This is a genomic window from Paenibacillus sp. ISL-20, assembly GCF_018613005.1.
Taxonomy (GTDB): domain Bacteria; phylum Bacillota; class Bacilli; order Paenibacillales; family Paenibacillaceae; genus Paenibacillus_AQ.
This window is the reverse complement of the sequence record NZ_JAGGRD010000057.1, coordinates 28,850-44,761: the sequence shown is the minus strand read 5'-3', so window position 1 is coordinate 44,761 and position 15,912 is coordinate 28,850. Positions and strand designations below refer to the sequence as shown.

Annotated in this window: 14 protein-coding genes; all 14 read right to left on the bottom strand. The window is 46.8% G+C overall.

Annotation, left to right across the window (positions count from 1 at the left end):
• Positions 1–249: 249 nt before the first annotated feature.
• The 14 genes from J7E85_RS27680 to J7E85_RS27615 all read right to left on the bottom strand — a co-directional run bounded on the left by J7E85_RS27680 (position 250) and on the right by J7E85_RS27615 (position 15,718).
• Complete coding sequence (locus J7E85_RS27680; RefSeq protein WP_215163155.1) at positions 250–588, bottom strand: potassium channel family protein; 339 nt, start codon at positions 586–588, stop codon at positions 250–252.
• A 102-nt stretch (positions 589–690) separates the two neighbouring features.
• Positions 691–4,026 (bottom strand): DEAD/DEAH box helicase, encoded by a 3,336-nt coding sequence (locus J7E85_RS27675; RefSeq protein ID WP_215163154.1) that lies wholly within the window; start codon positions 4,024–4,026, stop codon positions 691–693.
• Positions 4,027–4,457: 431 nt separating this feature from the next.
• On the bottom strand, positions 4,458–4,967 hold the full coding sequence (locus tag J7E85_RS27670) for a GNAT family N-acetyltransferase (RefSeq protein ID WP_076325112.1): 510 nt from the start codon (positions 4,965–4,967) through the stop codon (positions 4,458–4,460).
• Positions 4,968–5,075: 108 nt separating this feature from the next.
• Positions 5,076–5,966, bottom strand: coding sequence for a TIGR01777 family oxidoreductase (locus tag J7E85_RS27665; protein WP_215163153.1), 891 nt, complete (start codon positions 5,964–5,966; stop codon positions 5,076–5,078).
• A 194-nt stretch (positions 5,967–6,160) separates the two neighbouring features.
• Entirely contained in the window at positions 6,161–6,730 is a 570-nt protein-coding gene (locus J7E85_RS27660) for a methyltransferase domain-containing protein (protein ID WP_215163152.1), read from the bottom strand.
• A 243-nt stretch (positions 6,731–6,973) separates the two neighbouring features.
• Positions 6,974–7,903, bottom strand: a complete 930-nt coding sequence (locus J7E85_RS27655) for an aminoglycoside phosphotransferase family protein (RefSeq protein WP_215163151.1) — start codon at positions 7,901–7,903, stop codon at positions 6,974–6,976.
• Positions 7,900–8,400, bottom strand: a complete 501-nt coding sequence (locus J7E85_RS27650; protein ID WP_251036089.1) for an STM3941 family protein — start codon at positions 8,398–8,400, stop codon at positions 7,900–7,902. The genes J7E85_RS27655 and J7E85_RS27650 overlap by 4 nt, the downstream gene beginning before the upstream one ends.
• A gap of 105 nt (positions 8,401–8,505) precedes the next feature.
• Entirely contained in the window at positions 8,506–9,393 is an 888-nt protein-coding gene (locus J7E85_RS27645; RefSeq protein ID WP_215163150.1) for a PhzF family phenazine biosynthesis isomerase, read from the bottom strand.
• Positions 9,394–9,682: 289 nt separating this feature from the next.
• Positions 9,683–10,798 (bottom strand): class I SAM-dependent methyltransferase, encoded by a 1,116-nt coding sequence (locus tag J7E85_RS27640; RefSeq protein ID WP_215163149.1) that lies wholly within the window; start codon positions 10,796–10,798, stop codon positions 9,683–9,685.
• Positions 10,799–11,123: 325 nt separating this feature from the next.
• The gene (locus tag J7E85_RS27635; protein ID WP_215163148.1) at positions 11,124–13,259 is read right to left on the bottom strand and encodes an Ig-like domain-containing protein; all 2,136 of its coding nucleotides are present in this window, start codon (positions 13,257–13,259) and stop codon (positions 11,124–11,126) included.
• Positions 13,260–13,468: 209 nt separating this feature from the next.
• Positions 13,469–14,053 (bottom strand): CDP-diacylglycerol--glycerol-3-phosphate 3-phosphatidyltransferase, encoded by a 585-nt coding sequence (gene pgsA, locus J7E85_RS27630; RefSeq protein ID WP_076325118.1) that lies wholly within the window; start codon positions 14,051–14,053, stop codon positions 13,469–13,471.
• A gap of 46 nt (positions 14,054–14,099) precedes the next feature.
• On the bottom strand, positions 14,100–14,525 hold the full coding sequence (fosB, locus tag J7E85_RS27625; protein WP_076325119.1) for a metallothiol transferase FosB: 426 nt from the start codon (positions 14,523–14,525) through the stop codon (positions 14,100–14,102).
• On the bottom strand, positions 14,522–15,220 hold the full coding sequence (locus tag J7E85_RS27620) for an HAD family hydrolase (RefSeq protein ID WP_215163147.1): 699 nt from the start codon (positions 15,218–15,220) through the stop codon (positions 14,522–14,524). The genes fosB and J7E85_RS27620 overlap by 4 nt, the downstream gene beginning before the upstream one ends.
• Before the next feature lie 18 nt (positions 15,221–15,238).
• On the bottom strand, positions 15,239–15,718 hold the full coding sequence (locus J7E85_RS27615) for an 8-oxo-dGTP diphosphatase (RefSeq protein ID WP_215163160.1): 480 nt from the start codon (positions 15,716–15,718) through the stop codon (positions 15,239–15,241).
• Positions 15,719–15,912 lie beyond the last annotated feature (194 nt).

The following is a 15,912-nucleotide window of genomic DNA, read 5'->3' as shown; positions in this document are numbered from 1 at the left end:
CCCGCCTGAACATCTCAATTCTATCGGGATGGTCTTATTGGTCAAACCCTCGATCCCTCCACCCGCATAGCGGGTGGTTTTTTGTTTCGCACGTTTTACGCGCTCAACCGGCTAAAGCCTAAAAAAAAGATGACCTCGACGAATTCGAGGCCATCTGCTTGCTAGTTAAGTCCAGGACGGTTTTCTCTGAACCATCCCCAATCAGTTCACAGTTCAAACGCCTGAATGTTTCCTTTTTCCATTAGGAATTCAGTCCTTTTCATCCCTTTGATTCGTTCGGATTAAGGCATACGCCAATTGTCCAACCATCCCAAGGAATAAACCCGTACCGACGACAATATACACCATCGTGAATGTTTTACCAAGCGGTGTCTGCGGCACGAATTCCGGATGACCTACTGTACTCAACGTCACTACGCAGAAATACAGGGCATCCAGCACGGATAACCCTTCCTGCTTGGTATAAAACATCGTACCCGATATCAGCATAATGACGATCAATACAAACAGTGCTACAAAATACCGCTGCTTAAACGCTCGAAACAGACCGCTGAAGAGACGTTTTAACGTTAGTAAAAAAGATATCATCCCGAAAACCGTCCTATTCTATAACTGGAGTATACGTTACATCAATCACATACAGCTATTATATCAGCGTTTTATCCCCTGCGCCCATCCACACTTAGAGACTTAACCCTGAAGCGTCAGCAGCTCCCGGATTTCCGCCTCGGTCCAACTTGGAAGCGACTCTTCTCCCGGCTGAACCAGTTCCTCGATCAGATCCTTCTTCTTCTGCTGCAGGGCGACCATTTTATCCTCGATGGTATCCTGAGCCACCAGCCGTATCACCTGCACAACCTTCTTCTGTCCGATGCGATGTGCCCTGTCCGTCGCCTGCTGCTCTACAGCAGGATTCCACCACAGATCATACAAGATCACCGTATCGGCCCCGGTCAGGTTCAGCCCCGTTCCGCCTGCCTTCAGTGATATGAGGAACACTTCCCGTTCTCCTTCGTTGAAGCGTTCGCACAGCTTCACTCGCTCCGATGCCGGAGTCTGTCCATCCAAGTAGAAAAACGGGATCCCCCGATATCCGAGCTCCCCGGCAATCAGATTCAGCATCCCCGTAAACTGGGAGAATACCAGCATCCGTCTTCCCGCAAGCCGACATTCCTCAATGGTTTCCAGAAGCTGCTCAAACTTGGCCGAACTACCCTCATAGCCCTCCACGAATAGAGCCGGGTGACAGCAGATCTGGCGCAGACGAGTAATGCCCGCTAAGATGCGAATCCGACTCTTCTGAAAGCCATCCTGCGCCAAATGCTTGAGCGTCTCTTGCCTTAACTTCGCAAGATAGGCGGTATAGAGCTTCTTCTGTTCGACCAGCAGGCCCGATGCCTGAACCGTCTCGATCTTCTCCGGCAGCTCCTTGAGCACATCCGATTTCAGCCTGCGAAGCAGGAAGGGACGCACTCGCCTCACCACAGTTTCTTTCGGCAATTCCTGAAACGTTTTTCGATCTCCAAAGAGTGCCGGGAAAACAGCATCATATATGGACCATAGTTCCTCAAGTCGGTTCTCGACCGGAGTACCTGTCAGAGCAAACCGATAACGGGCATGCAGCGTTTTGACTACCTGAGCCGTTTGCGTTGTGTAATTTTTGAAGAATTGGGCTTCATCCAGAATTAACGTTAAGAACGGCAGCTTCGCATAGCGCTCAACGTCCCTGCGGAGCAGCGGGTAAGAAGTAATGATGACATCTGCGTTCCCCGCATTCTGTATGATTTTAGCCCGTTCGGTCTGCGTACCATCGGCAATGACGGCCTTGATCTCGGGCGCAAACTTCTGGAGCTCATTATGCCAGTTATAGAGCAGAGAGGCCGGCGCCACGATCAGCGCAGGTTCGTTACGTTCTCTGATCTCCGGAAGTACTGACAGAATGAATGCAATGCTCTGAATCGTTTTACCAAGGCCCATATCATCGGCCAAGATGCCGCCGAAGCGGTAGTGGGCCATCGTCTTCATCCATTGGAAACCAAACTTCTGATAATCCCGGAGGACCGTTTCAAGGCTCGGCGGCACGGCAAAATCCAAATGATCCGGATTCTTCACATGCTGCAGCATTTGGCGCAAGGATCGGCCAAGCTGGACCGTTGATCCCGAATCTTCCCAATCCAGCAGCTGAAGTCCTTGGACTGCCGGCATTTTGAACTGCGTGCCCTCCCCTTCGTATAACCAAGGCCCTACCCGGTTCATTAAGGCAACCATTGCCTGGAACTCAGCGCTTTCCAGCGGAAGCAGCGCGCCGTTTCGCAACCGGTGATATTTGCGTTTTTCTTCAAGCGATTTAACGATCTCCCGAATTTCGGCTTCCCGAATCCCCTCCATATCAAACTTCAATTCAAGCCAATCCGTCCGTTCGTCGACCTCCACCCGCACCTTGGCACCCATCGGTTCAGTAAGCACCCGTTCCTTCACGGCCGTTGTTGCATAAACAACCAGCAGCTTCTCCAGCTGCGGGATTGTATGATACAGGAAATCGTATTCGGCATCCTCATCGTTCATGAAGAAACCGCCATCGGTCTTGGCAAAGGAGGCGTTCTCCATGAGCTCAAGAATCCGCTGCTCCTGCTCTCCGTCGCGAACGAGGATCGAGCTGCTGCTGCGTATGGCGCGATGCCCCTCCAACGGATTAATGGTGATTTCTCCATATTGAAATTCGAGTCCGGCCAAAAGCCGGCCACGCACCCGGTCCAGATAGAGCTTCGCTTTTAAAGGCGTTTTGACAATGCGGTCAGATACGGTCTGTGCCACATGGACACTTCCAAGCTTCATTAGTCCCGGAACCACCCGCTCCATAATGGACTCCATCATCTCAGGTTGAATCCGGATATGCGGTTTATTCGCATTCTCAAGCAGCTGTTTCATCTCGGAGAGTCTTCTGCAAGCATCCAATTCAAGATGGATGAGCTTACCGTCCACAATGACGAGTCCGTAACCTTCCAGAACGATCATTCGCTCCAGTCCCTCGATCTTCATCAGGTATTGATCATTGCCGGCTTCATCAAACTCGAATTGAAGGGGGATCGGATCTTGAACGAATTCCAGCTTATCCGTGAGGATCCCGTCCAAAGACAACAGGGAATGGTTCGAATGGGATAGTCGTTCCCTTACTTGGGGCCAAAAAGTGGGAGGAATAATCAGCATTCGGTCACCGCTTCCGTGTTTGCCATGCGGAGCATACATGTCCAGTGACTGTTTAAACATGCTTTCATGCTCGTATACACGAATCAGCTCCTGGAGAATATCATCATCCTCCTTTTTAAAGCTGTGCAGCTCCGGATCGTACGTAAAATTCTTCGTGAACATGCAGGTTTTGCCGTGTTTTACACACGCCAGAAACTCTCGAATCCGCTGTACGATGTACAATCGTTTCTTACCTATACGCAGTTCAACGCCAAACAAGTATTTCCGATTTCCGTAAGGATATAACTTGAAGATGAACTCCATCTCCAGAACTTCTCGGGTGTCAAACCTGGACGCTGCCGTGGCCCTCCGGCCTTCAGAATAAGAGAACAATCCGAGCAGCTGGCTGCTGAGTAGCGCATCCTGTTCCCCTTCATCCGAGCTTCTGTCATGCTCCGGAGAATACCGAGGCGTTAATTGCCCGTCTTCTGTATTTCCGCTACCAGAAGGATGTAATAACGATGGATAAGGGCGTATCGGAGCTTCCACCGTTTGCTCAATATCACGGATGTTCAGGAGCAGCGCCGCAATATGTCTGCACCGCTTCCGGGAGAATCCATAATCGATGCAGCTGCATTCGGTGAATACATCCCCGTTCGAGTCAATCTCAGCATAGGCGATACCCAACTCCTGATCCGCCACTTCTGCCTCGTATTTTCGAGTGTCCGGATCTTGTTTCAGCATCGTTACATGTCCATCTCTATATAAAACCCCGCCACGATCATAGGAGGTCTTTCCGCATAATAGCTTGATCACCCGTTCGGTCAGCTGGTAACCCATAACCACAATCCCTTCTCTATTTACTGCTAGAAAACAGTATACCATTTTGTGCGGAAAGGCTAGTAATGCCGACGGCCGATATTCGAAAACGTCTATCGACGTACATTCTCAGAAAACTGACCGCATTTACTGGGATATTTTTCGTGCCATATCAGGAAGGCCCATACTTTGAAGTTTATCCTTACTGATATCAAAAAAAAGAACTCGCCGCTACGGCAAGTTCTTCTTCCTCTGTTTCTCATAATAACGGGTCAAATTGTCATAGCGGGTGTTTTGGCCTCTCCATGCTCCGCTAGAAATAATGAAACCGACAATCATATAGATAAGAAAATAATAATAATACCGTGTTATAAAAAAATCAGGATCAAACTTGTCCTTGTCAAGAAACCAGGTGGCTGCAGCCCACACAATATATAATAAAAAGCCATGGCTTAGATACGTTTGTAATACAGCACCGTCCCGTCCAGTTGGCCGTTAGAGGATATGGCATAATCGGGTATGACTCCAGCTTGGATGTAACCCAGAGACTGATACAGCTTGTTGGAGGGGTCCCCCTCCCGGGTATCTAAGACCAGCAAGGTTCTACCCTCTTGCTTGGCTTTCGGCTCCAGATGCAGCATCAACGCTCTGCCGATGCCGCCGCGACGGGATGCAGGATCCACCATCAGTTTCGCAACCTCGGCCCGGTGTCTGCCATTCGCCTTCATGGCGCACTGCAGTTGAACCGTGCCGATCATCTGCCCATCCTGCACGGCAACCCACAGGGTAACCCCTGGGCCAAGTACATCCTCCCAGTAAGCGAAAGCTTCATCGTAAGACAGCGGAGCTAAGAATCCTACCGATGCCCCATTTTCAACTACCCGAATCAATAATTCCGTTAATTGATGATGCATGTCGGTTTCTAATGGATCGACCTCTATTATGGAAAACGCAGGGTTCATTATAGGACACTCCCTCTCTCTCATCTAATAAAATCATTCTATCCGTTCCGTTGGCATATGCAATCATTTTTTACGATGCGAAAACCACGACGCGCGGTCAGAATCCTCTTATCGCTTCAAGATGTCAGCCAGTGCTTTATTCAGCGTATCGTATGAAAAATGAAACCCTGCCTTGCAGAGTCTGTCCGGAATAACCCAGCGGCTCTTCAGCACGAGTTCCGTTTCGGTTTGAATAAGCCGGGCGCCCAGCTCAAGCAGCCATTTAGGTGACGGCAATCCCAATCTGCGATTCAATGAAAGCCGAAGCTGCTCCATCAATTCCTTATTCGTAACCGGATAGGGAGACGCACAATTGAAAACCCCGCTCAGCTCTGCCCTCTCTTGTAAGAACAGAATCATGCGGTACAGATCCTCCACGTGGATCCAGCTGAACTTTTGCTTGCCCGTACCTTGAACGCCACCGAGTCCGTATTTTACCAGGTTAACATAAGGAGTCATGACGCCGCCGCCCGGTCCCAGTACGATGGCAATACGCAAAGCGATTTGTCTTGTTTGAGGCAGCGAGAATGAGAAGAAAGCGCGCTCCCATTCCTTGGCAACCTCGACGGAGAAGCCCGAGCCGATTTCGCCCTGCTCCTCCGTCATCGGCTTATCTTCCGCATGGCGATAAATCGTAGCCGTACTGGAATTAAACCATGTACGCGGAGGAGTATGGCATGCCTCGATGGCACTGCCGAGTATATTCGTTGTATCTACTCTTGATTTGATTATAAGCTCCTTATTTTTCTCATCGTAACGGCAATTGACCGATTTACCTGCTAAATTAATCAGCATATCCGCCCCCTCCAGGGCAGCAACGATAGCTTCTTGATCGTTCCATGCGATATGACCCTTCCGTCGGGATATCATAAGTACTTGTGTTTGCTGTTCATTCGTGAATTTTTTCGTAAGATAAGTTCCGATAAAGCCAGTTCCACCGGCCAAAACGATCTTTTTCATAGAATAGAATCAGCTCATTTCTCTTTGTTTTATCCACATAATAAACTTCCATGATATCTATTGTTTCTTACAACAATATACCATTTCCTCAATAGAGAACAAAAAAGAAAACACCTTCCTCATAGAAGATGTTCCATTCCAATTCCATATATCTCCGCCAAATTTATTAAGATGATTTCTGAAAATGATCGCACCTACTTGCCTGTCATCGAAAACAAATATGTGGAAAAATCACGGTTAATGTAATCCTTAAAATGCCTCTTGTCAGCTACGGGAAACAGATCCAGCTCCTCCGTTGTCCATATGCTTAAATGGGTCTCGAATTCGTTCCCGTATTCGGCTCCCTGGGGCCAATCCGTTCCAATCGGAATATTAAGCAAAACAAAACGGGATTTTTGGATACAGGTTTGCAGCAGGATAAGCGCCCGCTCTTTTGTAAAGTGCTCCAGAACGTCACCCAGGATGATCAGATCGAATTGTCCCGGCTGGACGCCCGTTTGTATATGGTCGTATGCATCCACAACATGAATATCGTTATAGAAACTGGAATGATAGGAATCGATATTAGCCGGATAGATTTCAATCCCCTCTATTCGCGTATTCCAATTTGCGCGAAATACGCGCCCTCCCCATACGTCCAAATATTCACGGCAGATCATACCCCAGCGGCCAAAACCAACGCCAACATCAAGGACGGACTTAGGAGATACATATCGGATCAGATCCACACAATAAGATAAATTCTGCCAGTTTGATGTTCCCATTCCCGGACCTCCATTCGATCTCTCTACGCCAAATTCCCATACTCGACCAAATAAACAGCAGGTTGTAATCCACGAATCAAAGTGTTATCCTGCACACCGCTCCTTACCCTATCAGCATGATTCAAGACGATCCTGCACTTCAACTCAACCTAGTCCAGTATATTCTTGGCCAATTATTCTGGACTCGTCAGTTAACTATTCCGTTTCACACATTTCCCCATAAAAAAAGATCCCCGTAGGGATCTATCGATTTAATAGAGACATGATTTGGTTTTTCATGAACTGATAGCTGTGGGGATCATCCTTCTTCGCATAAAAACGGAGTCCGTCCAGCGCTTTGAACAGTTGATGGCCTAACAGCCTCTCTTCAAAATAAGGAATACTTACGCCTTGCTGCTCCATCGCTTGCTGCAGCTTTTTGGGAAACTCCAGCATCGGGTACCACATATGAAGAACAGAGACATCCAGCATGAAGTCGCCAAACATGGCCATCTCCCAATCCACGATCCCCGTTACGTTCTCGTTCTCTCCCAGCATATTGCCCAAATGGAAATCTCCATGTACAAGATATCGCTCCGGAGGCGAATAACGAACCAGTTCGATCATCGTTTGGTAGATTTCTTCAAAGAACTCTTTTTCCAGAAAACTATTCTCATACAGGCTCTGCCATCCATGGTAGAAACCTTCTTGCTCCTCATCGAAAACAGACGTCAGGTAGGCCAGCCATGAACCATGAGCAGCCTTGCCTTGCGGAGTAATCCAACCGAAGCCTTCATAGGACTCTCCGATATGTATCTGACGGATCCGCATGAATTGTTGGACAATGTCGGGGATGATTCCTCGGATTTGGATCGGCTCAAGAGCACTTATCGGCGTGCCGGATACTTTATCCGAAATGGAGAAGTGAATATTCTCCACCTTCCCTATCTTGTGGATACGGGGAATGGGCAAGGATTGCGTGCCGTACATATCGTAGATTTTGAGCACTTTATGAAGGCTGTCCCCATTATCCTTAAAATGAATGACATAATCGGCATCTCCCTTGCGGTAACTGAACACCTTGCTCAGTTCCCCCATCTCGATGGGGGTGACATTCATTACCGCTTCCCCTTCAATAAACTTCAGATGACTTACCGCCATATCCAAAGTCATCTCCGGCTTAAATGTTTTCATAACATGATCTCCTCCTTCATCATCTGATCCGGGTTCGATTTGGACTCATTCCAACTTCGATATAACAAGGGGAATAATTCATATAAATTAGCGGAGATACTCGATGCAGAAATATGAATAGTAGAACCCGTCATGCCTTTATTCATGTTCATAAGCTTCCGCTTCCAGGCAGGATGCCTGGACATCAGATGATCAGGATCATAAACCTCAATTCCTATGAACTTCTCATTTTTTATCTGATAGATATGAATATTTTTAATTTCGTTCCACGCGACGGCTCCAGCGCTCACATAGGAGGATTTATCGACGATCCCCTCTTTATTGATCAAGAGTGCCGGGTCTGATTGGAAAAGCTTTGTGATGGCAAACACCAGTCCCGCGCCAAAAAACAACGCACAGATGATTCCGACAATGGCAATAACCATGTTGTCCGACGTCACCCCGCCGTATACTAATCCACTACCTAGCAGCACAAACGCCAGAGAGCCTATTAGCATTTTGTCACCTTGGAATAAATCTTTATCTCTTCTTGTTCCTGCATTAGTCGTACTCCTTGTTTGTATTAACTTATGTAGACGATTCTATCATTCGTTGGTCATCCATCAATAGCTAACCTGGAACTCCTTGACGAACACCGCCGTACCGGATATATAGACATCCATGGTCTCTTTACAGCGATTCACTTGAACATGCACTCTCCCGTCTTTCCCCATTTCCTGGCCTTGTTCAATATTAAATTGAGCGGAGGATACCTCAGGGTTCAGGTAAGTCATATAATAAGCTCCCATTACCCCCGATGCAGTTCCAGTTACCGGGTCTTCAACGGTGCCAGAGTATGGCGAAGAGAAATGTCTCGCGTGCATGAACGAAGACGCATCCATCGTTTCCAGGCAAAAAGGATGCAGCGAGGCTTTAGGATTTTCTGTTAAAACGTCCGGAAACACTGCATTATCAGGCACCATACGGTCAAAATGCTCCAACCCTTTTATCGGCACCAACAATGTCCAGATCCCCGTGCTTCCATACACGATGGGCATACTTAAGTCCAAATCGTCACGTTTAAGACCTATAGATGATGCCAGGCGGTCAACATCTCCCTTATAAGTTATGAATTGAGGATGATCCTGCTTCATCTTCATGGTTAACTGGCCCTCGGCATTTTGAAATTCTATGGGCAACATGCCCACTTTGGTCTCAATCCACACGGTTTCTTTTTCCGGCAGCAGTCCCTTGGTTTTCAAGGCATACATGGATGCCATAGTGGCATGGCCGCACAAATTCATTTCATGGCCGGGAGTAAAATATCTCAGTCTGATATCTGCTTGCTCTGACTTTAAGATAAAGGTGGTTTCATTGAATCCAACGCTGCGGGCGATGGATTGCATCTCTTCCTCCGTCAGTTCATCCGCATTCAAGACCACACCAGCAGGATTTCCCTTGTTAGGCTGCACCGAGAATGCATCATAATGAAGTACGTTCATGGATTTCATGTTCCTCTGATCCTTCCTCCTGCATCGTCTAGGATTTGCGATCGAAATTTGAGAAGATTTTACCATTGGATTATTGTTAAATCCAGACCATTTTACGAACGGTTCTCTTCATATGATAAATTTGATTTCATCCAATCAACTGTTATCGATATGTAAGCAATCTAAAAACCGGCCGGACGACCTGTTTTTAGATTGCTTTAGGAGGGCAAGACCATCATCTCCTATTAATCGTTTGGTTATTGCGAACACGTCCTCAGCTAAGAAGATGTCATTGCCATTCACGCCCACATTAACCTCTCGATTTCCGAAATACCCCGAGCTCTCTCGTTTTACCTGTACCTGTCGTTATACCAAGCTTCTCATAATGATCAAAATGCGTGCTACCCAGCAAAATTGCCTTTTCAAGCTCCGGTTGATCTCCGGATTCCCAAAATAACATTTCCTCAACAGTCTGGTTAATTTTACGTAAGAATGCATCTCGAACTTTCACGTTTTTCATCATATGATAAAATACGGTTAACAACAGGCCAATATCGTATCGTTCGATCAGATTGGATGTCTCAAATCGCTCTTTCCGCAAATCAAAATAAACTCTTTCCAGATGATTCAGTCGTTGAGCCAGTTCATAATGCTCGGTCAAAGCCTCTACTCCCGTTACAATTGCCCCTTCTCTTGTAAAGTGACGGGCATAATACCCGATATTGCAGCCGATATCGATTACCTTTTTCCCAGCAACTGAAGTTGCATTCAGATATTCAAGAATCAAGTCAAGTCTCGTCGGATAGATGTCATCCCGTTCGCTTTCTAGATCCATGAACGAGGGGTGCAGAATGGGAGTATATATGAGAGTTCGTTGTTGCTGCTGAAAAACTTCCAATACAGACCCGAGCACCTCTGCGTTTTTCCATTGATCATAATCCTGCTGAGTCATGCTAACCCATACCTGTTTGACGCCATGACAATGAAGAAATGCAGTGCGATGATGACCGTCCTTAAGATTAAAGTAACCACCATTTCCGTTGTATTTAACCAATGGTGGATCCTGCTGAAAATAGGAGGTTTGTTTCTGCGAAAGGGCTCCCTTCATTATGTTATATTGAACAAAACGCTGATCTATGATCTGAGTATCAGATAGAGGAGGAACAAGGTTTCTGGAAGAAAAGATGGTATGATACCAATCCAAATACATGCTTGGAAAATCGGCCCGCTTCATAAAATAATGATACAGTTGTTTATGCGGGGAAAAGCGAATAACGGGCTTATTGGCAAAGCGTTTGTGGTGCTCATACCAACGCTCCGTAAAATAGGGAATATCCCTAGTGCCTTCTTCTGGTATGAAATCCGTAAACAACAATTCAATTGGTACTTTCGTATTCACAAGTTGATTCTCATGGTTTACAGACATTGTCTCATCCTCCATTAAGGCAACTTTACTTCGCTCGGGACGAGGAATCTAAATATGTGGAACAATCCTTGTTGACGTAATCGGTTTTCTTAAATCCCCCGTGTACGAATATGCCTAGTGGCAGTATATTCCTCTGATTATGATGCGGACTCGTCAGTCATCTATATCGATTCATTTATTTACAAACTGAGTCCTTCATCCGGGATTCACGGTTCCAATAAGCTGATAGCGTAAGAGCCTTACTTTAACTCCTAAAGAAAAGCTATCCCGGAACAGACACAGCCCGGCTCTTCTAAAGAGCCGGGCTGCTGCTAGTCTATTGGATCTATTTGACAGAGACGGTTATGGATACGGTCTTGGAATTGTACTGCCCTTTAATGCGGGCGGTTCCCTTCGCGATCGCTTCAATACGTCCGTTCGTTACTTTGGCAACGCTGGAGTTGCTGGTTGTCCAAACGGCGGTGTCTCCAACATTTGTTTTCGCGCCGGTATCGAATTCAGCAGTAACCGTTACAGTCTTAACGTCACCGGGCTTCAGATTCAGTTTCTTCTCGCTTACCGTCAATTTCTTCAATTTCGGAACTACGTTTACCTTAACTGTAGCCTCTTTGCCTTGGTAAGAACCCGTAATCGTAGCCGTACCTTCGGCAACCGCTTTAACAGACGTTTTGGATACCGTCACAATCGCGCTGTCCGACGAGCTCCAATTCATCTTGGAGGAGAGAGAAACCGTCTTGCCATTACTGTAGTAGCCTGTAACTTTAATCGATTTGGATTTCTTGATGTTGAGATCGATTTTCTCGGGCTCTACAACGATTTTTACAACTTCCTGTTCAACCACTACCGGAATCTTGATGTCTTTATTCAAGTAAGTTCCTTTCAGTGTCGTCGAACCTTTGGTTAATCCCTTAAGCGTACCGTCCTTGATGACAGCTGCCGAACCCGTCAGTGACCATTCAACGGAGGAGGTCACATCGCTCTCCTTGCCATCTTCAAATACAGCATTTACTTTCGGCAGCGCAATGCTTCTGCCCATAACCAGCTGATACTCTTCTACATCCGGCAGCAGCACCAGCACTTTTTCATTGACGGTAACCAGCACCGTCGCTACCTCTTTGGAACCAATCTTACCGGTGATTGTTGCTGTACCTGCATCAATGGCTTTGATTTTGCCGTCTTCGGTCGTTACCACTTTCTCATCGCTGGAAGTCCAAATAACCGCACTGCTGAAATCCTCTTTCTCGTCGTCCAGAAGCGTTCCCGTCACTTTAGGGAAAGATTTAGATTCGCCTTTGAGCACTTCCACTTCCGTATCGGCTGCCTCAAACTTGGTCACGGTCGGATAAACCTTTACCGTGAATTCTTTGCTGATTCCCAAGTAACTCACCTTGATGTTGGAGGTTCCCGAAGCTCTAGCAGTAATCACGCCACCATTAACGGATACGGCCAGCGGGTTGGATGAGGTCCATTCCCCGGTCACGTCAATGGATTGCGAAGCCGCGTTGCGAACCTTGGCTTGTACCGTAATCGAATCATTCATAAACAGCACCGGATTCTTGACGAAATCCGTCTGATCCAGAATCAAAGCTTCATATGGATTGCGCACATACACATCCAGTTTGGCCGTTGAACCCAGATAGCTCACGCTGATCGTAGATTTACCCAACGCAACCGGTTTTAGCTTGCCATCCTCTATTGCAGCTACGGAAGAATTGGACGATTTCAGCTCGATCTTATCCGTTACATCCATACCTGCATCGGTCTCCGACTGCTTGGCGAATACTTTCAGCTCAACAGGTGCATCGCCAACTAAGAGCTCCAGATCTTCGCCCGGGACGATCGCAAGCTTTTGGTAAGGTGCCGTGACTTTGACCGTAAAGGAAGCCTTACGTGCTTTGTATTCCGCAGTCACAGTTGCGCTTCCCAAACCTACAAGGGTCAGTTCGCCTTTACTTACTTTTACTACGCTGTCATCGGAAGTGGTCCACTTCGCTTCTGTTGTTACGTCGTTCGTTCCGTCAGCCAACGCTTTGACGGTTAGACCTTCCGTTCCAAGCTTATGTTCCACTTTATCCGGCTGATCCAGTTTAAACTCGTCAATGGCAAATTTGACATCAACATCAATCGTTTTGATCGCGCCTTTGAATTTTGCCGTAATTCGAGCCGTACCTTTCTCCAGTGGAATAATGAGTCCACCGTCAACCTTTACGATTCTTGTGTTGGACGAACTCCACGTCGATTCATTGGTTACATCCTTCTTCGTAGAAGAGCCTTCAATGTTAGCCAATACTCGAAGTTGTTCCGTTGTTTCATTAACGGTTAAGTAAATTTTGCTCTCGTTCGTATCAAATTCAATCGACGTTACGTCCCCGGAGGCGGCGAATACGCTGGTTGGAAAAACCATCGCCAACATCATCACAACGACAAGAAACATCTTCGTTGTCTTTCTGTTTAAGCTCATTTATTTCTCTCCTTTGTACCTTCTGTCTCTCAGGCTTTTTTTCAGTCTATCTCTATATCGACAGTCCCGGATTAAATCGTTACCTTCTGACGTCAAAATAGGCACAAAGTAGGATGATTTCCCAGCTCCGAATTCGAAAAAATCCCGACGTGATGAAATGAACTGCTGCCCCAATTAGCTCAAGCCGGAGTGACGGTCATCTTACTCCATCAGTTCAATTTAATGAGTTTATAATTGTTCAACAGATAATGAATGCCCGAGTATATCGTCAAGGCTACTGCGGCTAGCATGAGAAATTCGTCCACTTGAATCATAGTGATGAGCTGAAACGGATAATTGTCCAGCAATACTGCTGCAATGGCTATCACCTGAAGCACCATTTTCAATTTCCCGAGACTGTCAGCGGACAATGCGATTCCCTGCTCGGATGCGACCATCCTAAGCCCTGTGATAACAAATTCCCGCGCAATGATGACAACGGCTATCCATGTCGCAACCATCCCTGATTGAACCATCATGATTAAGGCGACCGATATGAGCAGTTTATCCGCGAGCGGGTCCAGTAATTTTCCGAGATTCGTAATTTGATTGTATTTCCTCGCGATATAACCGTCCAGCTTGTCCGTAGCCGAAGCAAGAAGGAATATACCCAGCGCGATGTTGGTTCCATAAACATGAATGAATCCGAAAAAGCCGCTTTTCTCGGTCAACCATAATGGGTATTCTGCAAAAAAAAGAATAAATAATGGAATCAACAGCATTCTGGCTATCGTAATACGGTTGGCAAGGTTCATCGGCTCATCTCCTCGATCTGCAATTGGAATCGTTCGTTTCTGCTAACTATTCGGCATCGTAAAAGATCATATGCTCTTTATCCGCGCGGTAATAATCCAGCCTGTCTTCCAAGCTGCCCGTATGAAACTCGAACATATGCCCATCCGGGTCCAGAAAGTAGATCGACTTTTTGTCCTTCACATCCCTTGACCTACCCGGCAGAATCTCCACCTGGAGCGCTTGCAGACGAAGCAGCGTTGTTTCATAATCCTTCTCTTCCAAGGTAAAGGCAATATGCGTATACGTTCTATTCGCGGTGCTTCTATCGACATCTTCTTCATTTAAAGCAATCCACAGTCCATTCAAATCGAAATAAGCCAGCTTTCTCCCCTTGACCAGAAGCTTGGCCTCAAACACGTCCCTGTAAAAAGCGATGGACCGTTCCAATTCCGAAACGGAAAAACAAAGATGGTTAATGGCTTGCAGTTTCATGGCTCCGGCGACTCCATTTCTGTCGAAGATTCGATAAGATCCAGAACATGCAGCGGTTGATGGATCTTCTCGTACTCGCTCTCAATAAACGTATTGTACCAGTAAGCATGATACGGCCTTAAACCGGCGCTGCGAGCGCCTCTCAGCTCATCCGATCCGCCATCTCCGATAAACAGGGAATCCTGCGGTGTTACGGACAAGCGCTCACAAGCTAATCGATAGATTTCTTCATTCGGCTTGGCTATCCCAACCTGATAAGAGAAGATGACGTCATCGAAGTAAGGTGCCAATCCGCTCTGGCCAAAAGAAATCACCTCTTCTTCCGAGCAATTGCTGATTAAGCCCAGCTTCAGACCCCTTTTACGCAAAAGTTCCAGCATTCTGCATATCTCATTCGATATCCTATTGAAAGGGATTTTCTTCTCGCTGACTCTCGACTGATAAAGGAACTCCACGTGTTCCTGAGGATAGGGCAAACTCCGCGAAACCAGAATGTCACGGATTACCGAATGATAGTCGGGAAAATGCCCATTCATTCTTCGCTCAAAACGGGTTCTCCACTCCTGTTTAAACTCCGCTTCCGATAAACCGAGTCTATACATATAGTCATAGGATCTCTTGGATAACCGCTTGCCGTTTGCAAACTCCGTGATTAACGTCTCATATAAATCGAAGAACACCGCCCTGACCGCCATACCGCACAGCTCCCTTCGTTAATCAACGACACCCGCCGCCTGGGGCAATCCAGTCGGATACCGCTTGACCGTTTCATCCAGAACAATCCCTGCCTTCTCGTCCCAAATCTCGCTTAATTCAAATGTACCCTCTTCAAAAAACAAAGGAAACCGGCGTTTAAACCAATCCTGCATGGGCAGTTTCAATGCCTCTTCCCTGTCCACCCATAATAGCTCCCCTTCAGGTGGATGCTCCAGCAACTCCCCTTCAAAGGAAGTGGCCAAATAATTAAACACCATATACCGCAGACCTGTATTCGGCTCACACGATTCCTCGAGACCTTTATAGATGATGTCCTTTACAATCAAGCCGGTTTCTTCCCGTACCTCCCGAATGGCTCCGTTGACAATGCTTTCCGGAAAATCCACTTTGCCACCGGGCGCAATATAACCGGGAAATCCTTTGGCATCCGGTCTATTCATCAGCAGGATTCGGCTTCCGTCTTGGATCATGCACATGGTGTACAACTTCACTTCGGTCTGCAACCTAATCCCTCATTCCTAACAATTCTACTTGGTTATAGTATACAACCGGAAGCACTGGATGACGATATGATGAACGGATATCCATACCCGTTTTTTTCATCCTCAAGATTGTTAATCTGCATCAAAAAAAGGCCTGAGCAACTTCTGCTCCGGCCTTCCAAGATAAA